22 protein-coding genes are annotated in these 22,851 nt (G+C 60.4%); 8 read left to right on the plus strand and 14 right to left on the minus strand.

The genetic code is table 11. The features are described from left to right. Nucleotides 1-33: 33 nt before the first annotated feature. From VF285_RS13490 to VF285_RS13500, 3 genes are all read right to left on the minus strand, one after another. On the minus strand, nt 34-1,476 hold the full coding sequence (locus VF285_RS13490) for an APC family permease (RefSeq protein ID WP_346953153.1): 1,443 nt from the start codon (nt 1,474-1,476) through the stop codon (nt 34-36). Nucleotides 1,477-1,797: 321 nt separating this feature from the next. Continuing rightward, nucleotides 1,798-3,168, minus strand: a complete 1,371-nt coding sequence (locus VF285_RS13495) for an FAD-binding oxidoreductase (protein WP_346953306.1) — start codon at nt 3,166-3,168, stop codon at nt 1,798-1,800. Nucleotides 3,169-3,264: 96 nt separating this feature from the next. Further along, nucleotides 3,265-3,657 (minus strand): nuclear transport factor 2 family protein, encoded by a 393-nt coding sequence (locus VF285_RS13500; protein ID WP_346953154.1) that lies wholly within the window; start codon nt 3,655-3,657, stop codon nt 3,265-3,267. A gap of 309 nt (nt 3,658-3,966) precedes the next feature. Between VF285_RS13500 and xsc the strand changes: the two genes are divergently transcribed. Both xsc and pta read left to right on the plus strand, forming a co-directional pair. After that, nucleotides 3,967-5,763 (plus strand): sulfoacetaldehyde acetyltransferase, encoded by a 1,797-nt coding sequence (gene xsc / locus VF285_RS13505; RefSeq protein WP_346953155.1) that lies wholly within the window; start codon nt 3,967-3,969, stop codon nt 5,761-5,763. Nucleotides 5,764-5,786: 23 nt separating this feature from the next. Then, nucleotides 5,787-6,764 carry a phosphate acetyltransferase gene (gene pta, locus VF285_RS13510; protein WP_346953156.1) on the plus strand — a complete coding sequence of 326 codons (978 nt, stop codon included), beginning with the start codon at nt 5,787-5,789 and terminating at the stop codon, nt 6,762-6,764. A gap of 26 nt (nt 6,765-6,790) precedes the next feature. Here the strand turns inward: pta and VF285_RS13515 are convergent, their stop codons facing one another. The 3 genes from VF285_RS13515 to VF285_RS13525 are packed head-to-tail and all read right to left on the minus strand — an operon-like array spanning nt 6,791 to nt 10,327. Then, the gene (locus tag VF285_RS13515) at nt 6,791-8,509 is read right to left on the minus strand and encodes a cobaltochelatase CobT-related protein (RefSeq protein WP_346953157.1); all 1,719 of its coding nucleotides are present in this window, start codon (nt 8,507-8,509) and stop codon (nt 6,791-6,793) included. After that, nucleotides 8,502-9,482, minus strand: coding sequence for a MoxR family ATPase (locus VF285_RS13520; RefSeq protein ID WP_346953158.1), 981 nt, complete (start codon nt 9,480-9,482; stop codon nt 8,502-8,504). Before VF285_RS13520 ends, VF285_RS13515 begins: the two co-directional genes overlap by 8 nt. Further along, nucleotides 9,479-10,327 (minus strand): IclR family transcriptional regulator, encoded by an 849-nt coding sequence (locus VF285_RS13525; protein WP_346953159.1) that lies wholly within the window; start codon nt 10,325-10,327, stop codon nt 9,479-9,481. The genes VF285_RS13520 and VF285_RS13525 overlap by 4 nt, the downstream gene beginning before the upstream one ends. A gap of 72 nt (nt 10,328-10,399) precedes the next feature. On the opposite strand from VF285_RS13525, the gene VF285_RS13530 reads away from it, so the two are divergent. The 3 genes from VF285_RS13530 to VF285_RS13540 are packed head-to-tail and all read left to right on the plus strand — an operon-like array spanning nt 10,400 to nt 12,483. Next, a complete protein-coding gene (locus VF285_RS13530) occupies nt 10,400-11,470 on the plus strand; it encodes an FAD-dependent oxidoreductase (RefSeq protein WP_346953160.1) in 1,071 nt (356 codons plus the stop codon). Nucleotides 11,471-11,475: 5 nt separating this feature from the next. Next, nucleotides 11,476-11,688, plus strand: a complete 213-nt coding sequence (thiS, locus tag VF285_RS13535) for a sulfur carrier protein ThiS (protein ID WP_346953161.1) — start codon at nt 11,476-11,478, stop codon at nt 11,686-11,688. Nucleotides 11,689-11,694: 6 nt separating this feature from the next. Then, on the plus strand, nt 11,695-12,483 hold the full coding sequence (locus VF285_RS13540) for a thiazole synthase (protein WP_346953162.1): 789 nt from the start codon (nt 11,695-11,697) through the stop codon (nt 12,481-12,483). 59 nt (nt 12,484-12,542) lie between these two features. Here the strand turns inward: VF285_RS13540 and VF285_RS13545 are convergent, their stop codons facing one another. Together VF285_RS13545 and VF285_RS13550 are read right to left on the minus strand one after the other, a co-directional pair. After that, nucleotides 12,543-13,859 carry an MFS transporter gene (locus tag VF285_RS13545; protein ID WP_346953163.1) on the minus strand — a complete coding sequence of 439 codons (1,317 nt, stop codon included), beginning with the start codon at nt 13,857-13,859 and terminating at the stop codon, nt 12,543-12,545. Between the two features lie 97 nt (nt 13,860-13,956). Then, complete coding sequence (locus VF285_RS13550) at nt 13,957-15,567, minus strand: choline dehydrogenase (RefSeq protein WP_346953164.1); 1,611 nt, start codon at nt 15,565-15,567, stop codon at nt 13,957-13,959. A 135-nt stretch (nt 15,568-15,702) separates the two neighbouring features. Here VF285_RS13550 and VF285_RS13555 point away from each other — a divergent pair, with 135 nt between their 5' ends. Next, nucleotides 15,703-16,461, plus strand: coding sequence for an IclR family transcriptional regulator (locus VF285_RS13555; RefSeq protein ID WP_346953165.1), 759 nt, complete (start codon nt 15,703-15,705; stop codon nt 16,459-16,461). A gap of 29 nt (nt 16,462-16,490) precedes the next feature. Further along, the gene (locus tag VF285_RS13560; RefSeq protein ID WP_346953166.1) at nt 16,491-17,411 is read left to right on the plus strand and encodes a hypothetical protein; all 921 of its coding nucleotides are present in this window, start codon (nt 16,491-16,493) and stop codon (nt 17,409-17,411) included. Nucleotides 17,412-17,433: 22 nt separating this feature from the next. Here the strand turns inward: VF285_RS13560 and mmsB are convergent, their stop codons facing one another. From mmsB to VF285_RS13585, 5 genes are all read right to left on the minus strand, one after another. Next, nucleotides 17,434-18,318: a 3-hydroxyisobutyrate dehydrogenase gene (gene mmsB / locus VF285_RS13565; protein WP_346953167.1), complete on the minus strand. Its 885-nt coding sequence runs from the start codon at nt 18,316-18,318 to the stop codon at nt 17,434-17,436. Between the two features lie 41 nt (nt 18,319-18,359). Then, on the minus strand, nt 18,360-19,490 hold the full coding sequence (locus tag VF285_RS13570; RefSeq protein WP_346953168.1) for an enoyl-CoA hydratase/isomerase family protein: 1,131 nt from the start codon (nt 19,488-19,490) through the stop codon (nt 18,360-18,362). Beyond that, nucleotides 19,487-20,641, minus strand: a complete 1,155-nt coding sequence (locus VF285_RS13575) for an acyl-CoA dehydrogenase family protein (RefSeq protein WP_346953169.1) — start codon at nt 20,639-20,641, stop codon at nt 19,487-19,489. The genes VF285_RS13570 and VF285_RS13575 overlap by 4 nt, the downstream gene beginning before the upstream one ends. A gap of 177 nt (nt 20,642-20,818) precedes the next feature. Then, on the minus strand, nt 20,819-21,109 hold the full coding sequence (locus tag VF285_RS13580) for an RnfH family protein (RefSeq protein ID WP_346953170.1): 291 nt from the start codon (nt 21,107-21,109) through the stop codon (nt 20,819-20,821). A gap of 9 nt (nt 21,110-21,118) precedes the next feature. Next, nucleotides 21,119-21,559, minus strand: a complete 441-nt coding sequence (locus VF285_RS13585) for a type II toxin-antitoxin system RatA family toxin (protein ID WP_346953171.1) — start codon at nt 21,557-21,559, stop codon at nt 21,119-21,121. A 33-nt stretch (nt 21,560-21,592) separates the two neighbouring features. On the opposite strand from VF285_RS13585, the gene smpB reads away from it, so the two are divergent. After that, complete coding sequence (smpB, locus tag VF285_RS13590; protein WP_346953307.1) at nt 21,593-22,129, plus strand: SsrA-binding protein SmpB; 537 nt, start codon at nt 21,593-21,595, stop codon at nt 22,127-22,129. A gap of 26 nt (nt 22,130-22,155) precedes the next feature. Here the strand turns inward: smpB and VF285_RS13595 are convergent, their stop codons facing one another. Beyond that, nucleotides 22,156-22,830: a methylated-DNA--[protein]-cysteine S-methyltransferase gene (locus tag VF285_RS13595; protein WP_346953172.1), complete on the minus strand. Its 675-nt coding sequence runs from the start codon at nt 22,828-22,830 to the stop codon at nt 22,156-22,158. Nucleotides 22,831-22,851: the final 21 nt, after the last annotated feature.

Consider the following 22,851-nt stretch of genomic DNA (forward strand, 5'->3'; position numbering starts at 1 on the left):
CTGATTTCAGGCACCCCGCCGGAGTTTCGGCGCTCAGGCTGCCGCCTGTCCCAGGATGAGCTGATCCATTTCGGCCTTTGACGTATTGCTATATTCGCGCCCCAGGAGCACGTAGAACACGAGCCCCAGTCCTGCCCAGCACAGCAATGCAATCCAGGCAGGGGTCTCCAGGAAGCCCGGTGACCCGGGGACCAGCAACAGCGCGAGAAAACCCATGCTGCAGACCATTCCACTCAATGCCACAAGCTTTTTGATGGGCGAGACTTCCTTGCAGAAGGAAGGGCATTGCTGCGCGGGATGCCATTTGAACAAACGATAGGCCACTGCACAGTAGTAAATGAAGGCGATCGAAATACCGACCGCCGACATGTCTACAACCCAGAGGAGCACTGAGCGGCCAAACCAGGGTGCGACCAGGCAGATCGCGCACACAAAGACAATGCTCGCATAGGGCGTGCAATGCTTGTCGTGCAGGCGGCTGAACAGAGGCGGAAGCGCTTTGGCCCGACTCATGGCAAACATCAGCCGGCTGCACGAGATGTAGAACCCGATCAGCCCGGTGAAAATTCCCATGCACAGTGCCACGACCAGGGCTGCCAGGCCGACGCTGCCAAGCACGTCGAATATTGCCTGACCAGTACCCCAAAGGTCATGGCGCCCCACCAGATTCATCCAGGGCATGGCGAGCGCAGTGGCGAGAATCATGATGGAATAGTGAGAAGCGGCAACGGCAAGGGCGGCAATGATCAGAAAGGTGGCCTTACCGGGGGAAAAGCTGAATTCTTCAGCGGCCTGCGGCACAGTATCGAAGCCCACGTAGGCCCACGGAGAAATGGCCACGATTGCCGCGACCGCCGACCACGAAGGTATGCCAGGCTTGTACAGGGGAACCATGTTGGAAAAGGCCGTGGCTGGTGAAGCCACCATGGCGGCCGTCACACCTGTCGCAGCCGCAATCAGGAGGACACAAAAATAAAATTGGGTGCGAGCCGTCGCGTCTGCACCACGAATGTTCAGCCATGCAAACAGAATCAGGACGGCGCTGGCGATCAGGACTTCCATCAGATAGACGTCCCATCCAGCCACGCTATACAGAAAGCCCACCTTCATGAACTCGGGGACCAGGAACTTCACCATCAGGGCAAAGGCTGAAGCATTCAAGGCAACAATGGCGGCGTAACCCAGGATCAAAAACCAACCGCAGAAAAAAGCGTGTTTGCGCCCAAAGGCCAGATACGCGTAGGTGAATGCCCCACCGGTGATGGGGTAGGCTTTGACCAGAAATCCGCAGCTCATGCCCACGAGGCTGAGGACCAACGCACCTATCCAAAGGCCAATGATGACGCCGAGCGGGCCCGCCATTTCCATCCATTCGGTGGGCAATACGAAACTGCCCCAGCCGATCGCCGAGCCAAAAGCGATAGCCCAGACCCAGTGGGGCTTGAAGGTTTTCTCAAGAGTGATTCTCTCTGGCACTGCAGTCTCCAAAACATCGTTTTTTATTAATATTTGTCTCGGTAATCGAGACGATTGAAACGAGTCTATCGGAAACGACGCAAGCGTCATAGGACCAAAAACCAGCTGGTGATAGGGCCAGAAAAATATGATCGGTTGCCGTTGCAACGAGGTACTGCCTGGCTCGCGTAACGTCCGGCGAGGTGTTGCGCGCCCTTTCCACCATGAGGCCCAAGCGAAGCACCCCATACACGCTGGTCGTGTGCACGACCAGCGGCCGGACGCCACTAAAAAAAAGGACCATCAATTCGATGGTCCCTCTTCTGCCGGCCGAAACGCCGCTTAAAAAATTTCGTCGCGCAGGTAGTAATACTTGTAGAACATGGATTGACCCAAGCGACGGAACGGGGCAAACGGATGCCCGTTCAGTGGCGAGTTATAGATGGGAAGATCCCATTGTTTACCCGGCTTGCCCACGATGCGCTCTGCCAGGCGACGCCCTGCCTGCGCAGAGAACGAGACTCCGTTGCCACCGTACCCGATGGCGTAGTAGATCTGCTGGTTGGGATCAGGCTGCGTGATGTGCGGCATCATGTCATGGCTCACATCGACCCACCCCCACCACGAATACTTGATCGGGATGTCTTTCAATGCCGGAAACTTGCGCGCCAGGCCCAACTTGAGCAAATCCAGGTGCTTGGGGTTTTCGGCATCTGCACCCTTGATGGAACTACGGCTACCAATCTGCATGGAGCCATCTGGCATCATGCGGTAATAAAACCGCAAGGTACGGGTGTCCGTAAAGAAAGTGGTGGACTTCAGCCCTGCCGCTGCCTGCTCTTCTTTGGTGAGTGGGCGCGTCACCATGGAGTTCGACAAAATCGGCATGATCTTGTTGGTCAGAAGCGGATGCAGGCCTTGTGGCGTGTAGCCACCAGTGGCCACCGCGACCCGGCGAGCCCGGACGATTCCGCCCGGCGTGCGCAGGTGATGCACGCTGCCCACGGTCTCCCACCCAAGAACCGGGCTTGCCGTGTAGATCTTTACACCCAGCTCACGCAGGCGACGGATGTACTGGAAGGCCAGTTTGAGCGGGTGAATGCCCACGCCGTCTGGCTCGTGCAGCGCACCCACGGCCTCGTGGTCTTCAGCGTAGCGCTCCCAGAGCTCTTCGCGTGTCAGCATCTTGGTGTCGTACCCGAACACGTCGTGCATGACACGGCATTGCGTCTCCAGAAAGGCCATCTTCTTCTGGCGGTGCGCCGTGTAAATGTGCCCACCCGGCTGTGCGTCGCAGGGAAAGCGCGCCACCATGCTCTTCCAGTATTCAAAGCCGTCGTGGATTTCACGATCCAGCCGTTTGGCGGTTTCCAGGCCCCAGCGTTCGATCCACTGCGTGCGATACAGGCGCCCGGAGGCGTTTTGCCCTTGTCCGCCGTTACGGCTGGTGCAGCCCCAAGACTCTTGGTTGGCCTCGAGAATGATGGGGACTACACCGTGTTCTTCGGCCAGATTCAAGGCCGTGACCAGCCCCGTGAAGCCGGAGCCAACCACCACGACGTCGGCATCCATGTCCTGCGTGACGGGGCCGTCGTCTGGCGGAGGGTCACCTGCGGTGCCAACCCAATAGGTAGGCGCATATTTCTGGCCGCAGCCCGAAGGCGAAACCAGCGGGTCGTAGCAAGGGTCATAGGGATTGGAACGACGAGGCATGGTGGTGGAATCCGCCTGTGCTCCGTTCGCCGCAGATGAGGTCATAGTAGCCATGTTGTCTTCTCCTGTAGACAGATAAGGCCCAGCGCGAGCAGTTCAGGCTTGTGCAGGCAAATGAGGACGTTGTTTGCGGAACGCATTCTTGAGCACGATCTTGCCGTCCTTGAAGACCAGGAGGTCGACCATGTTGGCCTCGATGCGTGAGCCATCGGCCGCCGTCCCGGTGAAAGTCGACTCCATGACGCCCCGGTCCCCGGACACCCAGCAGCGCGCATTGCGCCATGCTGCGTCGGGGATCGTCTGCCAGGCCGACTCGAAAGCCTTGCGCACGGCCACGAGCCCCTGATGGCGAGTTCCATAGACCTCGGCACCCGCCACACCCTCGAAAATGCAGTCTTCGTGCATCGCCGACATGAGCGCATCGATGTCGTGACGGTTCCAGGCCGCTCCGAAGGCCTCCAGTGTGGCGAGCAACTGCTCCTGATTCATGAAAGAGTCTCCTGTCGAGTTCCAAGGTGACGAAGCGAATGATCTCTGCTTCGCGAATGTCTCTAAGGTAGGAGAACCGCCGTGAAGGGTCTAGGGCCAGTCGCCAGGTTTCGCTTGCGCCAGATCGGCCTTCTGGCCCAATCACAGGATCTATTCATACGAGACGATTGGTTCCAGTTTCAGAAATTCTAGTTGACAACATCAAAACCCTGGGTAGAATCTCAACTACGCGATATCGAAATGATTCATCTCGATATTTGAAATTACTAAATACGCGGACTCCGTGCCGCACCCCTCAGGAGACACACCATGGCAGTCGATTCTCGCCAAGTCGTGCAGGGCGTCCAGGAGATGACGCCGTCCGAAGCTTTCGTCGAAACACTGGTCGCCAATGGCGTCAAAGAAATGTTCGGCATCATGGGCTCGGCCTTCATGGATGCAATGGATATCTTTGCGCCCGCCGGCATCAAGCTCATTCCCGTCGTGCATGAACAAGGCGCTGCGCACATGGCCGACGGCTACGCTCGCGTCAGTGGTCGCACCGGGATGGTGATCGGGCAGAACGGCCCAGGCATCAGCAACTGCGTGACGGCCATCGCCGCCGCCTACTGGGCCCATACGCCGGTTGTCATCGTCACGCCTCAGGCCGGGACGAACGGGATAGGGCTGGGCGGCTTCCAGGAAGCCAATCAACTGCCCATGTTCCAGGAATTCACCAAGTATCAGGGGCACGTCACTCATCCGGCGCGCATGGCCGAATACACGCAGCGGTGCTTTGACCGTGCTCACGCCGAAATGGGTCCCACGCAGCTGAACATTCCGCGCGATTACTTCTACGGCAAGATCAAGTGCGAAATCCCGCATCCGCAGGTGCTGGAACGTGGAGCTGGCGGTGAACACAGCCTGGACGCGGCAGCGAAGCTGCTGGCAGAGGCCAAGTTCCCGGTCATCATTTCGGGCGGTGGCGTGGTCATGGGCGACGCCGTCGAAGAGTGCAAGGCGTTGGCCGAGCGCCTGGGCGCCCCAGTGGTCAACAGCTACCTGCACAATGACTCCTTCCCCGCCAGCCACCCGCTATGGTGCGGCCCGCTGGGCTATCAAGGATCAAAGGCCGCGATGAAACTGATCGCCGACGCGGACGTCGTGCTGGCGTTGGGCACGCGCCTTGGACCCTTTGGCACCTTGCCGCAGCACGGCCTGGACTACTGGCCCAAGAACGCCAAGATCATTCAGGTGGATGCCGACAGCAAGATGCTCGGCCTGGTCAAGAAGATCACAGTGGGCGTATGTGGCGATGCCAAGGCGGCCGCCAAGGCGCTCAGCCAGCGCCTGGCCTCGATGAAGCTCGCTTGCGATGGCAACAAAGCGGAACGGGCTGCCCGCATCAAATCCGAAAAGGAAGCCTGGGAAAAAGAACTGACCGAGTGGACGCACGAGCATGACCCGTTCAGCCTCGACATGATCGAAGAGCAAAGCAAGGAACCGGGCCGCTGGCTTCACCCGCGCCAAGTCCTGCGCGAGCTCGAAAAAGCTATGCCAGAAGACGTCATGGTATCCACCGACATTGGCAACATCAACTCCATCGCCAACAGCTATCTGCGCTTTGAAAAGCCCCGCAGTTTCTTCGCCGCCATGAGCTGGGGCAATTGTGGCTATGCCTTCCCCACCATCATCGGGGCCAAGGTGGCTGCACCCGATCGCCCAGCTGTTTCCTACGCCGGAGACGGTGCCTGGGGCATGAGCATGAGCGAGATCATGACCTGCGTGCGCCATGATATCCCGGTCACGGCCGTCGTGTTCCACAATCGCCAATGGGGGGCGGAAAAGAAGAATCAGGTCGATTTCTACAATCGCCGCTTCGTGGCGGGCGAGCTGGAAAGCCAGAGCTTTGCCGGCATCGCCAAGGCAATGGGGGCTGAAGGAATCGTCGTCGACCGACTCGAAGACGTAGGTCCCGCGCTCAAAAAGGCGATCGATGCACAGATGAACGATCACAAGACCACGGTGGTCGAGATCATGTGCACCCGCGAACTGGGAGACCCTTTCCGCCGTGATGCGCTGGCCAAGCCAGTTCGTCTGCTCGAAAAGTATCGCGATTACACCTGATCGCAGCCTGCCGGAGCCCTCTCATGCAAGCACTGGACGATCTGCTCGCCGCTGCACGCCGCACCACCAAGCGTATCGTCCTGTGCGAGGGGGATGATCCCAGGGTCCGCGAAGCAGCCTTCAGGGCCGCTGCGGATGGCCTGGCTGAGGTCCTCGTCATCGGTGAGCCGGACCCCGGCGGCCGCTTTCAGGCCATTGACCCGCAGGGCAGTGGCTGGCTGGATACCTTCGCCGAAGAGCTCTGGACACTGCGCCAAAAGCGCGGAATGACGCCCGCACAGGCCCAGGTAGCCGTACGCCAGCCACTCGTCTTTGCCGACCTGATGGTTCGACTGGGCCATGCGGATGGATCGGTTTCAGGGGCCGTGCACACCACGGCAGATGTCGTCCGTACCGCCCTTCAGGTGATCGGCAAACAGCCAGGCGTGCACACGATTTCCAGCTTCTTCATCATGATGCGAGAAGAACCCTTCCCCACCGGTTCGCACGCCATGATCTTTTCTGATTGCGGCCTGGTCATCGATCCCACCGTCGACGAGCTCGCCGACATTGCCGCCGCGTCGGCGCAGAGCGCAAGCGCTCTGCTGGGGCTGGAACCGAGAGTCGCCATGCTGTCGTTTTCGACTTTCGGCAGCGCCGCGCACGAACAGGTGGACAAAGTGCGCCGCGCGACCGACCTGGTCCGCCTGCGCTTGCCGCAGCTTATCATCGACGGCGAAATGCAGCTCGACGCCGCCATCGTGCCTTCGGTGGCCCAACGCAAGGCAACGACTTCAAAGGTAGCGGGCCAGGCCAACGTGCTGATTTTCCCGAACCTCAACGCAGGCAACATTGGCTACAAGCTGACCGAACGCCTCGGGCATGCGGTGGCCCTGGGTCCGATTCTGCAAGGGCTGGACAAACCCGCCAACGATTTGTCGCGTGGCTGCTCGGCCGAAGACGTTTACAAGGTGATCGCCGTGACGGCGGTCCAGGCCGCCCAACGACGCACCGCAGGCTGACGCCGCGCCCACGGCGGCCTCTGGCTTCAGACGGTCGCAGGCCGCTCCAGTGTGTGGATCAAGTCCAGGAGCGCGTGCATCCCCACGCCGTCGTCCAGGTTCAGGGCACAGGAATGCGGATAGTAGGCGCTCAGATCCTGTCCGACTCCCACACCCAGTATTTCCACTCCGTTTTCACGCATCTGATGATGCACGACACGGCGCAAATGGGCGTCCAGAATGCCGGGGGGATTGGCCAGCGAGGTGGCGCCGTCCATAGGCCCTCCATCAGACACCACCCATAAAATCTTGCGCTCGGCCGCAGACCCCGACTGTTCCAGCAAGCGGCCACAAGCCCACAGAACTGCTTCTCCGTCGATTCCTTCGCGGAACAGTTCGGGCTTCATGACCGCAGTCAGACCAAGGCGCCCCTTCTGACGAGACTGGCCTTGCGCGTGGAAGATCAGATGCTGCAATTCATTCAGACGCCCTGGCTGAGGTGGCGTTTGGCCACGCGAAGCCCACTCACGCGCGGGCCGACCGCCATTCCAGGCGCCCGTCGTAAAGCCCAGCAATTCGTAGGGCACCCCTGCCCGCTCGAAGGCGCGGCTCAGAAGATCCATCAGCAGCGCCAGATGAAATCCGTGGTGACGCATCGAGCCGGAACAGTCCAGCAGCAGCGTGATTCGAGCGCGGACCGACGGTTCAAGGCGCTCGCGAAAAAAGATGTGCTGATTGTGAGGCGAGCTCACCAACTGGGCCAGGCGCCGGCCGTCAATCAGCCCTTCGTCTTGCCCCAGCAAGCGACCCTGAGGTTCGGGCCTGAAAAGCGCTCGATGCAAAGCCTGGACCAACCGCGCGAGTGACCAGGATTGGCGCGCGACGTGGGCATCCAGGCGCTGGCGATATTCGAGCAACAAGGCGGGCCGTACCAGGCTGTCCGCATCGACGATGCGATCATACAACCTGGTCCAGACGGAATAGCCAGAGCGATCCGGGGTTTGATACGCAACCCCCGACACATCGGCACGTCCCTGCGTCCCCTCTGCCGCCCTGGGTGGCAACAACGAAATCGAAAAATTCAGATGCCGCAGCGGAGGCGGAGCGTCCTCTGCGGCCACCAGGTCGTTGAACCACTGAGCAACCACCCTTGACAGATCTCGCGCGACCGATGCATATCCGACCTGGTCGTGACGCAAGCGTCGCAGGCGAGCCAGGGGCGCAGCCAGGAAGGGCCCCATGCGGTAATGTGCCGATTCGATCAAGTCCTCGAGCCTGTCCGCAACAGGCTCCGCAAAAAGCCGGCTCTGCGCCATCAACGCAAAGCAGAAAAGATGTTGTCCGCTTCGTGTCTCGAGCAATCCCGAGCCTTCGAACAGGAAGATCCAGCGATGGAGGCGCCGTTGCAGGTTTGCGGAAATGCCAGGCCAGCGCGCCGGCGCGATGCACTCGACACGCCATTGCTCCAGCCATTCGAAGATCAAGGCTGCCACCGGGTCTTCCCCCGGCAGCTGTTGCGCGTGGATCTCATTGCTCGATAGCAGGACACGCAAAGCGACCGAATCGGCCAATGCGCGATACGTCGCAGCATCGTCCAACCCGGGCTGGCGTTGCAGGTGAGGCGCATCATCGGCGAGCGGGCGGTCACCGTCCCAGAAGTGCCCGGATTCAAAGTGAATCCCGGGGTGATTCGTCAGCGCTCGAACCATGGCCGCGGCCCGCGCTTCCAGAGCGTGGCGCCGCGTCCAATCCATCTGGTCAGACATGCTCGGGAGGGGCCGCCGATTCCAGCGGCAATTCCTCTCCGACACAGCGCTGGTAGTATTCGGCCACAACGGACTGCTCCGACTCATCGCACTTGTTCAGAAAGGCGTAGCGAAACGCTCGCGCCGGCGATTTGAAGATCTGCAGGTTTTCCGCCCACGAAATCAAGGTGCGAGGTGACATCAGCGTGGAGACGTCGCCATTTCGAAACCCGGTGCGGGTCAACGCAGCCACCTCGACCATCGCGGCCAGCAAGGGCCGTTCGGCAGGGCCAGCCACAGCGGGCACCTGTGCGGCCACAATATCTGCCTCAGTCTGTGGATCAAGATAGTTGAGCGCTGCCACAATGTTCCAACGGTCCAGCTGGGCGTGATTCAGACGCTGGACACCGTAATACAGGCCATTGGTATTGCCCAGCCCCACGCTATTGGCCGTGGCGAAGAGACGAAATCCGGGATGGGGCTTGATGACGCGATTCTGGTCCAGCAAGGTGAAATGCCCGTCGCGCTCGAGGATACGCTGCAGCACGAACATGACCTCGGGGCGGCCTGCGTCATATTCGTCCAGGACCAGAGCCATGGGCCGCTGCAGCGCCCAAGGCAAGATACCCTCTTTGAACTCGGTCACCTGGGCACCGTCCCGCAACACGATGGCGTCGCGCCCGACCAGATCCAGCCGGCTGATGTGCCCATCCAGATTCACACGGATACAGGGCCAGTTCAAACGTGCCGCCACCTGCTCGATGTGAGTGGACTTCCCGGTCCCATGCATACCTTGGATGAGCACTCGTCGATTGCAGGCGAAGCCGGCGAGGATGGCGAGCGTCGTGTCGGGATTGAATCGATAATTGGGATCGACTTCCGGCACATGGTCGCTGCCCTCGGCAAACGCCATGACCTGCAAATCACACTTCAGCCCAAAGCGTTCCTGTGTGTCGACCAACTGCATCGCCGGGTCTGCATCCTGAGAGGTCATGAAGCCTTCCTTGTACGTTGGCCATCACTCGTACGGTGGCTCGCACGCGACGGGTAACTGTCGGCCTCGATCTCTGCCAACGCCTGTGCCGCACGGCGCAAGGCCGGAAGACACGACGTAATGTGACGACCATGAAAGCGCATCGTGGGGGCCTGAATCGCCACCGCCAGATTGGATTTTCCGCTGGCCATCGGCACCAGCATGGCAATGCAGGTGAGCCCTGGCAGGAATTCTTCGTTGTCCATGGCATAGCCGTCGGTGCGCGCAGACCGAAGCTCGGCCTCGATGGCATCCAGGCGAGTCAAGGTCCTTTCGGTATAGCGTTCGAGACTGGTCGGCGTGAGCAGTCGCTTGCGTTGTGCCACAGCCATTTGCCCGAGGAAGAGCTTCCCGCTCGCCGAGCAATGCAACGGCACACGTGAGCCAGGATGCAGGTAAAAGCGCAATGGGGCCGGTGTTTCGACACGGTCCAGATAGAGCACTTCATTGCCGGAACAGCTGGTGAGGTTGCCGCTTTCCCCGACTTCGGCCACCAGCGTACGCAGCACATTGCGGCGCGCTCCGTGTACGGTATTATTCAGCAGCAGGTTTTCTGCGATGCGGCGCAGGCGCACGGCAGTGCTGTAGTGACGGCCGTCCCCGTCACGCTGAATCATTCCGGCACTATCGAGCTGCTGCAACATCCGATGCAGCGTGGGCTTGGGAAGCCCCAGTTCTTCAACCAGGCTCTGCAGCGAGAAATAGCGATCCTTCTCGGCAATGACCTCCAGCAGAGCAAACAGCCGAATGGCCGGGGTATCCCCGTCGAGTCGAGGGGCCGTGGAATCGGGATGGACTGGACTCATGGCACACTAAGTTTTATATTTCAATAACAGGAACTTATTGTACCGATTTCTATAATTTTTACTAGACATATAATGCAGATTGGAATTGCAGGTGCCGGCGTATTGGGCCGTCTTCTGGCCTGGTGCCTCAGCCGCGAAGGCCATGCGGTGACCGTCATCGATCCTGCCAGCGGACCGCTGGGCAGAGGGGCTGCAGGCTGGACCGCCGCAGGGATGTTGTCGCCGTCGGCCGAACTCGAATGTGCGGATCTCACCGTCTTCCAGGCCGGGCTGGATTCCATCGGCATGTGGGGCCGTATTATCGCCAGCCTTCCGGGCGCACCCGACTTCGACTGCCACGGAAGCCTGTTGCTCGCCCACCGGGGCGATGAAGGCGCTGCACACCATCTGGTCGACCTGATCGAGCACAAGGCGCCCGAAGGGCACCGACCCCAGTCCATGACCATTCGGGATCTGACCCGCCTGGAGCCAGACATCCATGGACCCGCTCACGCATGGATGCTTCCGCACGAGGGTGCGGTCAATCCCGTGCAACTCATGCAGGCACTCTGCGAAGGCGCTTCTGGCGTGCACTGGCTCTGGAATCAATCGGTGGACACAGTGGCTTCGGGTCTGCTGCAGACCCGCGACGCAAGTTCCCATAAATTTGATCACGTGTTCGACGTCAGGGGCCTGGGCCAGCGCCCCGCTGACGGCCCGGGCAGCGGCTGCGCACAGGTACGCGGTGTCCGCGGCGAAATCTTTCTGCTGCACGCGCCCGAGGTGGCACTGAAGCGGCCTATCCGGCTTCTGCACCCACGGCATCGGGTCTATATCGTCCCCAGACGGGATCATCATTACATTGTGGGTGCCAGCGAAATCGAAAGCGAAGACCGTTCCCCAGTTTCTTTGCGGACGACCGTCGAACTGCTGTCAGCCGCCTACAGTGTCCTGCCGGGGCTGGCTGAGGCAAGATTGATCCACACCGAGACCAACCTCAGGCCCGCCCTGCCGGACAATCTGCCATTGATAGAACAGGCACCCGGCCTGACTCGCATCAACGGTCTGTTTCGCCATGGGTGGATGATTGCTCCAGCCATGGTCACAAAGGCACTTCACGGTGCCAGAATCCCGGCCGAACTTGCCCCCGCCCCTGCACACTGAACATCATGCTCATTCATCTCAATGGCACCCCTCACGATGTGCCCGAAAAAGCCACCCTGCATCAGGTGCTCGCGCTGCTTGCCGTCCCTGTCGACCAAGCCGACGCACCCGTAGCCACGGCCTTGAACGGTGTGCACGTCGCTCGGTCCAAACGTGATCAAACGCTGCTTGCACCGGGCGACCAAATCACGACATTCGAACCTATCACTGGAGGCTGACCGACCATGACCTGGAACGTCGCACAGACCACCCTGACAAGCCGTTTCCTGCTGGGAACGGCCAGCTACCCTTCTCCCCAAATCATGATGGACTCGGTGCGTGCCTCTGGCACCGAAGTGATCACGGTCAGCCTCAAGCGCCAGGCGGCCGCTCAATCGTCCGATCCGGGCGGGCGTCCCTATTTCGCCATGATTCGCGAACTTCACTGTCACCTGCTGCCCAACACGGCGGGCTGTCATACCGCCGCCGAAGCCATCTCCTTGGCTCATATGGCACGTGAAGTCTTTGACACACCCTGGGTCAAGCTCGAGGTCATCGGCGACCAGCACACCCTCCAGCCGGACGTGTTCGAGCTGGTCTCGGCCGCCGAGGCCTTGGTCAAAGACGGATTCCAGGTGTTCCCGTACTGCACGGAAGACCTGGTGGCCTGTCAACGTCTGCTTGACGTGGGGTGCACGCTTCTGATGCCATGGGCAGCGCCGATAGGCTCGGGCCAGGGCCTGGTTCACCTGTCGGGGTTGCGCACTTTGCGCGAGCGCTTGCCGGACGTGCCTCTGATTGTCGATGCCGGGATAGGCTCGCCCATGGACGCGACCCAGGCCATGGAGCTGGGCTTCGATGGCGTATTGCTGAATTCGGCCGTGTCACGGGCATTGAACCCCGTGCAGATGGCCGAAGCCTTCAAATGGGCGATTCATGCCGGCCGACTCGCGTTCGAGGCTGGCATCATGGCAGAACAGGACATGGCGATGGCCACCACCCCGGTGACCGGACGTCCGTTTTTGATTGGGTGAGCTCTGACGTTCAGCGCCCAGGGCCGCGAACGATTCCGCAGCCCTGAGTCCCGGACCGATCAATAAGCCAGTTGCGGCTTCGTGCTGCTGCGCCCGATCAGCCACGCGCTGAAGGCCGATACCACGCCGGCAAAGATCGTGTACGCGACGATGAGCCAAGGCTGCCCGCCGTTTGCGTCCAGCAGTGCCGTGGCGATCATGGGTGTAATGCCAGACGCAAAGATGCCGGAGAACTGATAGACGAACGAAATCCCCGTATACCGGACCCGCGTGTCGAAGAGCTCACAGAACAAGGCGGCTTCGGGCCCGTAGATGCTGGCGTAGAAGATCCCGAACGGAATAACGATGGCCAGCCAGACGATCAGCACCTGGTCAGGGTAATAGTGCATGAGCGCAAAGGCGGGAAGCGCAGAAAATCCGGTCACCAATGACCCCCACATGTACGTGCGCGTACGCCCGACGCGGTCCGACAATGCTCCAAAGTAGGGGATGAAGAAACACATGACCACGGCAGCAGCCATGACACCCGCCAATGCGTCGGTACGATTCAGGTGCAAAGTATTGGTCAAATAGACAATGACGAAAACGGCAAAGATATTGAAGAACACACCGTCAATATAGCGAGCACCCATGCCCTTCATGATGTTGGCGGGATACCGCTGTGCCATCTCCACAAACGGGATGCGTGACTCGGCGTTTGCCTCCTTTACTCGAGCAAATTCGGGCGTCTCGTGAATCGTCAGCCGAATATAGAGCCCCACGAAGACCAGCCCGGCCGACAGCATGAAGGCGACGCGCCAGCCCCAGGCGGAAAATGCCTGATCAGTCAACGTGGCCGAGAGCAGGGCCACGACGCCGGCTGCCATGCACAGGCCAATGGACAAGCCGATCTGGGGCAAGGAGGCATACAGGCCCCGCTTGTGTTTGGGTGCATATTCGTACGTCATGAGCACCGCCCCGCCCCACTCCCCACCAAGCCCCAGTCCTTGAACGACACGACAGATCAGCAACAGGATGGGGGCCCAGATACCGATGGATTCGTAAGTGGGGATCAATGCGATCAGGAAAGTGGCGATCCCCATCAGAACCAGAGTGAAGATCAGCATGCTCTTGCGGCCAATGCGGTCTCCAAAGTGTCCGAACAGGACACCGCCAAACGGACGTGCAACGAATCCAACCGCAAACGTCGCATAGGCAAGCATGGTGCCCACGACGGGGTCGTGGCTGGGGAAGTACTGCTTGTTGAACACCAGACCGGCAATGACTCCATAAAGAAAGAAGTCGTACCACTCGATCGTGGCGCCTATCAAAGATGACGCCACGACCTTTCGAATCGCAGAGATGGACGCGGCGGATGAATCGGACGAACTGGACATGGATAGTCTCCTGGTAATGGGACCACTCTTGACGATGATCCTCAATGCTTTGAACAGCGCACGGTCACATATAGGTCTGCCGGGTGCTGCCGTGTGTTCAGAGGCGGGCGGCATCTCCCAGAATGAAGTCGGAGGCGCGCTCTGCAATCATGATGGTGGGCACATTGGTGTTGCCCGACACGATGGTGGGCATCACCGAGGCGTCCACGACACGCAGCCCGTCCACTCCATGCACCCGCAGGTGGGCATCGACGACCGCGTGACGGTCGCTGACCTGCCCCATGCGCGCAGTTCCAACCGGATGGAAAATGGTGGCACCATGCTCGCGGCAGAAATGCAGAATCTCGTCATCGGTCTGCACCTCATTGCCCGGCCGGTATTCCCGCTTCATCAAGCTGTCCAAGGGGGCAGTTCGTGCCAGTTCCCGTGCGTATTTCACCCCTGCAATCGCCGTTTTGCGATCGCGGTCACTGTCCAGATAATTTGAATGAATGGACGGCGCCTCGAAAGGATCGGTCGACCGAATGTGAATCGATCCGCGCGACTCGGGGCGCAAATCGCACATGGAATACGTGCACCCCGAAAAATCATGCACGGCCCCGCCGGCCATGTCGGCGGAGAGGGTCCCGAAGTGCAGCTGCACGTCGGCGCTTGGACTATCGGGCAGCGCACGCAAAAATGCTGCACCCTGGTTGATTCCTATGGCCAGCGGCCCACCGCGAAAGAGCAGCCACTGCAGGCCGATAGCCGCCTTTCCCCACAGCGTGCGCAACTGGTCGTTGGTCGTGATGGGACGCGTGACTTCGTAAATCAGACGAACCTGCAGATGGTCTTGGAGATTCTCGCCTACTCCAGGCAGATCTTTGACAACCGTCACGCCCCGCTGGGCCAGAAGCTCGCCAGGACCAATGCCCGAGAGTTGCAAGATTTGAGGGGATTGAATGGCACCCGCCGAGACAATCACCTCACGGTTGGCATTCAAAACCCGGTCCTGACCGTTCTTCCGGTATCGCACGCCTCGCGCCCGCGGGCCTTCGAGGATCAGGCCCGTGACTTGTGCGTCAGTTTCGATGCGCAGGTTGCGTCGCCCCCGCGCGGGGTCCAGGTAGGCAACCGCCGTCGAGCAGCGCTTGCCGTGGCGCGTGGTCAGCTGGTAATACCCAACCCCTTCGTTATCGCCTTCATTGAAGTCTGTCTGGTGCCTCAGGCCAAGTTTTCCTCCAGACTGAATCAGGGCTTCGACCAGCGGGTGGCGAGTCTTTATCGACGTGGCACTCAGCGGACCTGCTGTCCCGCGCGTAGGCCCTTCTCCCAGATCGTTGGTTTCAAGCTTGCGGAAATAAGGCAGGCATTGCTCCCACCCCCATCCCGAGTTCCCCAAAGCTTCCCAGTGATCGTAATCACGCTTCTGGCCCCGAATGTAAATCAGGCCATTGATCGAGCTGCAGCCGCCCAAGGTGCGGCCCCGAGGCCAATAAATCCGCCGCCCCAGCATGTTGTCGTCGGGATCGGTATAAAACCCCCAGTTCAGCGTCCTGTGGAACATCGTTTTCCCATACCCGATGGGAATATGAATCCAGGGATTGCTGTCACGCGGACCAGCCTCAAACAGACAAACCGTATATTTGCCGTTCTCACTCAGACGATTGGCTAGCACGCAGCCTGCCGAACCAGCTCCGATCACGATGAAATCAACAGCTTCAGACATGAACGCCCCCACCCAAACACATGAAACTCCGAATGAATCTATTTAGAGTCAGGCAAGGGCCACGCTCAAGATAAAATAGTGCGGCGTTTCACTTGTAGAACAGAAAATTCCAATCTCATTTCACCGGCGGCTTGCATGGACGACTCGGACACTCGATACCTGCGTGAGCTATGTGTGCTTGAACAGCTCGCGCGCACCCAGCATCCCCAGACGCTCTCACAACTGGCACACCGCCTTGAACTTCCCAAGACTTCGCTGATGCGTATCCTGGCCACCCTGGTAGAAGCCGGCTTTGTCGTCAAAGCTCCGGGAGAACGGGGTTTCGTCCCTGGCCCCAGAATGACTCGTCTTGCGCTGTCCGTCCTGGGCACACCTCATTTCTCGCGGACATCACGCGCCATCCTGGCCCGCCTGGTCGACGCTACGGGCGAAAGCTGCAACTTGACGGCCCTCGAGGGCGACAGCATGCGCTACCTGGAACGCGTGGAAACGCGCCAGCCACTGCGCCTGAGCATGGACGTAGGCTCCCACGTGCCGCTGCACTGCACGGCCACCGGAAAGCTCATGCTGGCCCTCATGGACGCCCCACTTCGCAAACAGACACTGGACCGCATCAGCCTGGCCGCATACACCCCGCGTACTCTGACTGATCGCGCCGCGCTCGAACAAGACCTGGCCGTGATCCGCCAGCGACGCGTGGGCATCGACCGGGAGGAGTTCGTCCTTGGCATGGTGGCCGTGGCCGTCCCCGTGCTCGACGACAAGGGGCAGACGATCGCGGCACTCGCCAGCCACGGGCCAACTGCACGAGTGTCGCTGGACTTCCTGCTCGAGCAAGTATCAAAAATGCGCGAGGCCGCCACCGACATGAGCAAAGCGCTCAGCAAGGTATGATGGGGCCGATTTCACACAGCGGACGTCCGATGGAAAAATTTGACCAGGAAGGAAGCTGGTGGCTTCGGGATCTGACAGTTCTGTCCCTCAGCGGTGCAGACGCCCTGCTGTTCCTGAACGGCCAACTCACTTGCGCGGTGGGCGAATTGGATGGTTCGCAGGCGTTCACCAGTGCCTACTGCAATGCTCAGGGCCGCATTCTGGCTAACGGCCTGCTATGGTCCACCCCTGACCATGGCGTGTACTGGGCAGTCTGCAGTGATCTCACGGAACAGATCGCTCAGCGGCTGCGCCTGTACGCGCTGCGCCAGGAGGTGACCATACAGCGGCTCGACACGCGATCCGTCATGGGTCATCGAGGTAAAGACTGTGTGCCCACGGCACTGCACCAGAGTGCGCCGTGGTCATGTGTCACCCTCGGAGGCGGCGACTGGATCGTTGCACCCATGTCCACCCCGGAGGTCCCCGCCGCGTGGCATATCACCGATGCCCCTGATGCGACCTCACCAGACGCATCCGCCTGGAACGCCACACGGTTGGCTGCAGGCTGGCCGAACATCGGCGCAACCGCTTCAGGGCAATTTCTGCCGGCAGCACTGGATATGGACTTGAATGGCACGATAGCTTTCCACAAAGGATGCTATCCCGGGCAAGAAGTCATTGCGCGAATGCATTACCGGGGCGCAACCAAGCGCCGCCTGGCTTACGGAACGGGAACGCCATCTTGCTCGCAGGAGCTGCCGAGCCCGCTGACCGACTTGTATCGATGGCAAGCCCATGATGATCGACCTGTGGGCCGAATCATCGAAGCGGTATCCCTCCAGGGGCAGACGCATATCGCCGCCGAGATTCTGCTGTCTGAGGGACCTGAATCACGCTACGCCCTTGGGAGCCCGGACGGACCCGACGCTGTGCTGCGATCCATCCATCCAGCTGCCGCGCCGGTCTGAACCAACGCGGCAGTTACGGGCTCTATTTTCGGTACAGCTTCAGAATGCTGGAAAAATCCAGTTTTCCGTTGCCTTGTGCGCTGTGCAGCGCGAACAGGTTGCGGGCGAGTTCCCCAAGCGGTGTCGATGCCTTGGCGTGCATGGCGGCCTCGGTCGCCAGGCCCAGGTCCTTGAGCATCAGGTCGACGCCAAATCCGCCTGCATAATCGTGCGACGCAGGTGCGTGTTCCATCACGCCAGGCCACGGATTGTAGAGTTCCGTTGCCCAGTTCCGACCCGAACTTTTGGCGATGATATCGGAGAGCGTCTTGGGGTCCAGGCCGCTCGCCACTCCTAGAGCGAGCGCCTCGGCTGTGCCCGCCATTTGAATCCCCAGCACCATGTTGTTGCAGATCTTCGCCACCTGCCCCGCCCCTGCACTTCCAGCGTGAAAGATGTTCTTGCCCATGATCTCGAGATAAGGACGTGCTGCTTCGAGGTCCTGAGCCTCGCCACCCACGATGAAGGTGAGCGTGCCCGCAGCCGCGCCTGCAGTGCCGCCCGACACCGGAGCGTCCAGCATGCGAACGCCGTGTTCGGCGGCGGCCTTGGATACCTTGCGTGCCGACTCGGCCGCAATCGTGCTGCACTCCAGAACCAAGGTTCCCTGGGCAATGAATTTCAGCAGCTTGCCTTGTCCAAGATACAGATCTTCGACGTGGCGGCTCGCCGGCAGCATGGTAATGACCAGATCCACTCCCTTCACCGCCTGCGCCGCAGAAGCAGCCGCCTGGGCGCCTTCTTTTTCCAGCGAGGCGACCGCTTCGGGAACCAGATCAAAAATCTGCAGCCTGTGACCTGCCTTCAGCAGGTTTCTTGCCATCGGCCCGCCCATGTGACCCAAACCAATGAATCCTATCGTGCTCATGAATGTCTCCTTGTGTTGTTCTTTGATTGTGCTCGGGTGGTTCAGCGCCCGAGATCTGCCAGTGGATGACTGACCTCAGCCGGCCATGGCGGCACCAGGAACCGGCGTACCCACTGGGACGATGCATCTTGCATGCTTGAGGGCTGCCACCGGGGCGTTCTGTCCTTATCGATGAGGAGCGCCCGAATGCCCTCTCGAAAGTCAGGTTCGGCACAACAATGAAGCGACGCGACATATTCGGTGCGAAAGGCGTCCGCCAAGGACGCGTGGCGGCCCAGTGAAAGCAGGGTGTGGCTCAGGCGGGCTGAACCCGGTGAGCCCGCCAGAAAAGTCGCCGCAGCGCGAGCAAGCCAGGGATCATCGTGATTTTTCCACCGGCCAATCGCCTCGCCGATCTGGACAAAATCGGAGCCTTGGCAGGCCGCGCGAATCGCGCCGGAATGGCGCTGCAGGGGCCCGATCTGCGTTCCGGCCTCAGACCTGGACTGCAAAAGTGCATCAATCTGGACTCGACGACGGTCCGCATCGTCAGCCCACTCCAGCCCCGTGAGCGCAGCTAAAAATTCTTCTTGGGTCGAGGCCGAACATTGCCAATCGGCGAGCCCGAAGTGCAGACAATCGGCAGCGCCCAGCTGAGACCCTGTAAACGCAAGAAAGGCACCTATTCCCGCCGGCATACGGCTCAGCATCCACGTGCCCGCGACGTCGGGATAGAGCCCTATGGTGACTTCAGGCATTGCAAATCGAGTGGTTTCGGTGACGATCCGGTGGCTCGCTCCCAGCAACAGTCCTACCCCGCCCCCCATCACGATGCCGCTTCCCCAGCAAAGAAGCGGTTTTGGGTAGGTATGGATAGAAAAATCCAGCCGGTACTCTGCCTCGAAAAATTCGCGCGCCAGCACGTTGGCCCAGGCATCACCCACCGGCGCAGTCTGCATGCTGTGGTAGAGCGCATGCAGGTCGCCTCCGGCGCAAAACGCCTTCTCGCCCGCGCCGCGCAAGAACACTGCCGCCACGGTGCCGTCGTCGGCCCACTGGCGCAATTTTGGTGCCAGCAAGCGGCACATCGGCAGTGACAAGCCATTCAGGGTTTGCGGCGAATTGAGCGTTGCCAGCGCGACGCGGCGGCCGCCACGCGCAGGGATCTCGTCGAAAATGACTTCGTCGCTCATCGCAAATCGGCTCCCTGAGTCAGGATATGGCGCGCTACGATCACGCGCATGATCTCGTTGGTTCCTTCCAGAATCTGATGCACGCGCGTGTCGCGCACCAGGCGCTCCAGCGGATAGTCCTTCAGGTAACCGTAACCCCCGTGGATCTGTTGCGCATCGAGACACGACTGAAAGCAGAGGTCCGTTGCCAGCCGCTTGGCCATGGCGCAGTAGGCCGAGGCCTGTGGATCCTGTTCGTCCAGCCTGGCCGCCGCCAGGCGCACCATCTGCCGGGATGCCACCACGTTGGCAAGCAGGTCGGCCAACTTGAATTGAAGCGCCTGAAAGTCCGCCAATGGACGCCCGAATTGCCTGCGTTCGGTCATGTAGCGCCGTGCCGCTTCATAGGCGCCTTGCGCCGCACCCACCGAACACGCGGCAATATTGATGCGTCCACCATCAAGCCCCTTCATGGCAAAGCGAAACCCTTCGCCTTCTTCTCCGAGGCGATTCTCTACCGGGACCTGCACGTTTTCAAATGTAATGGGGCGGGTAGACTGGCTATGCCAACCCATTTTGTTTTCTTTGCGACCGTAGATAATACCGGGAGCGTCCGCGGGTACCACCAGCGCCGAAATGCCACGAGGTCCTTCACCCCCCGTGCGCGCCATGACCACCAGGACGTCGGTATCGCCCGCCCCCGAGATGAACGCCTTGGCGCCATTCAGAATGTATTTGCCACCCTCGCGGCGGGCGCTGGTGGTGAGCGATGCTGCGTCTGAGCCCGACCCGGGCTCGGTCAGGCAATACGAGGCGAGCTTCTCTCCCGTAGAGAGCGCTGGCCCCCAATAGTCTCGAACCGATGCTTGCGCCCAGGACCCTATCATCCAGGTCGCCATGTTGTGAATCGTGATGAAAGCCGTGGTGGACGGATCGACAGCCGCCATCTCTTCGAATACCAGCGTGGCATCGAGTCGAGGAAGCCCCAGGCCTCCTACCGATTCGGGGGCATACATGGCACAGAACCCCAGCGCACCCGCCTTGGCAAAAGCGTCGCGAGGAAAGATGTGCTCCTCGTCCCAGTGCGCCGCATTGGGTGCGAGTTCGCCCTGCGCGAATTCGCGCGCTGCTTGCGCAAAGGCCTGTTGTTCTTCGCTGAGGCGAAAATCCATGTCGATTGTCTCCGTATTGGACAGTGGAAGCCGTGAATCGCTTGTGGCAAAGCACGACATAATGCGCTCGAGGTCGCCGGCTCATCATTCGTTTCACTGTAGCACCAGGAGGTGCTGCCTCACCATAACGCGCATCCTGCCACCGGCTCTGTCGCACCCATGACAATCAATGTGCTTTCAGCGTTTCGTCGGTTTACTCTTGCGATGGACGGCCCGGCGCCGCCGTGACTCGAGAGGATCGAAGACCAGCGGCCGGTACAGCTCGAGCCGATCCCCGTCATGCAAGCCCCTTTCGGAATCGCAGCGCTCTCCATAGACACCCATGGCCAGCGGGTGATCCGTGTACTCGGGAAAACGGCGAGGAAATTCGCTGAGCGCTACCGCCTCGCGGGCCGTCGTCCCTGTCGGGACCTCAAGCGTCTGCTGCCAGATCGCCATCGGTGCCGCAAACGCAAGACTTATTCGCATCCCGGTGCCTTACCGTTCGGTGCCATACACGGCGCGTGCTCGCTGCGTGAAGGAGTCGATGAAGCTGGTTGCAATACGGTTGAAGACAGGTCCGATCACGGCCGACATGGCGCGGCTCGAAAATCCGTATTCCATGGTGTAGGTGACCTTGCAGCCGTCGTCCCCCAGAGCCTGGAAGACCCAGTCGCCCGTCAGGCTGGAAAACGGTCCGTCCACCAGGTGAAAAACGATTCGATGCGGGAACTCGTGGTCGTTTCGCGTGGTGAAGCTCTGGCGAATGCCGGCAAAACGGATCTGCACCGTGGCCTGCATTCCCTGGTCGTTGCTCCACTGGATTTCGGTGCCACCGCACCACGGCATGAACTCCGGGTAACGCGCGACGTCCGCGACGAGCTTGAACATCTGTTCGCAACGGTAAGGAACCAGAACGGAGCGTTGTATGGCAGGCATCGACAAGGCAGGGGGATAGGCTAGAATGATTAGATTTTACCGAGTCTTGTTCCGCGCGGTTTTCAGGCCCCGGAAAACCCTTGGTGCCCCCAAAAAGCAACAGAGCGCATGAGCATTGTAGAAAACCGCAAGGCCACACACGATTACTTCATCGAAGACCGCTTCGAAGCGGGGCTCGTGCTCGAGGGATGGGAAGTCAAGGCAATCCGTGCAGGGCACGTCCAGATCAAAGAAAGCTACGTGATCGTGCGCGACGGTGCCATTTGGATACTGGGCATGCACATCAGCCCCCTGCCGACGGCGTCCACCCATATTTCGCCGGCCGCCACGCGCACGCGCAAGCTTTTGCTGCATGCCGAAGAAATCAACAAGCTCATCGGCAAAGTCGAGCAACGCGGGTACACGCTCGTGCCACTCAACCTGCATTACAAGGGTGGGCGGATAAAGCTGGACTTTGGGTTGGGTCGCGGCAAAAAATTGCACGACAAGCGCGATACTCAGCGAGACAAAGACTGGGCCCGCGAGAAAGAACGGATAATGAAACACGACACGCGCCAGCACAAAGAGTGATCTTGCACACCACGTGGACCTGAACGCTACTGGATCGTCAGCCCTTCCAGCTGCAAAAGCCTCAACTTGCGATCGAGGCCGCCGCCGTAGCCGTTCAACGTCCGGTTACGCGCCAGAATACGGTGGCAAGGAATCACGATGCTGATCGGATTGCTGCCGACAGCAGTCCCCACAGCCCGGCCGTGCCCGTCACCCAAGCCCGCCTGCACGCCCAGTTCGCCATACGACAAGGTGCAGCCGCAGGGAACATCGAGCAAGGCCTTCCAGACCTTCTGCTGAAAAGGAGTACCCTGCGGCGCCAGGGGCAGATCGAAGACCTTGCGTTCACCACGCCAGTATTCTTCCAGCTCGCAGCAAGTCTGCTCAAAAACGGCCCGAGCCTGCGCGGGCGCATCGAGTTCAAGCACCTGCGGGGCCCCTTTGTGGGCAGGCGATCCGGAGTGAACGGCCTGAGGTCCAGACCGAAAAGGGAGATCGCCTGCGACGGGGCCATCGATCGAAGACATCACCTTGAGACTTTTGGTGGCCCTTCCATGCCAGGAGCCTGCGGACGGCTGGGTAACTACCTTGCGTGCAGCCGCGAGCCCTGGCACCTGCGGGCAATCTCGCTGATCGGTGAAGTACAGCCCCTCGAGGCCGCGACCGCCGGCCACCAGGAGAATGTCCCCCAATGGAGACGAAATGATCGCATGGTATGACATGGAAGGTTGCAGCGCTCAGTC

The sequence above is a fragment of the Castellaniella sp. genome (genome assembly GCF_036379515.1).
In the GTDB taxonomy this organism is placed as follows: domain Bacteria; phylum Pseudomonadota; class Gammaproteobacteria; order Burkholderiales; family Burkholderiaceae_B; genus Castellaniella.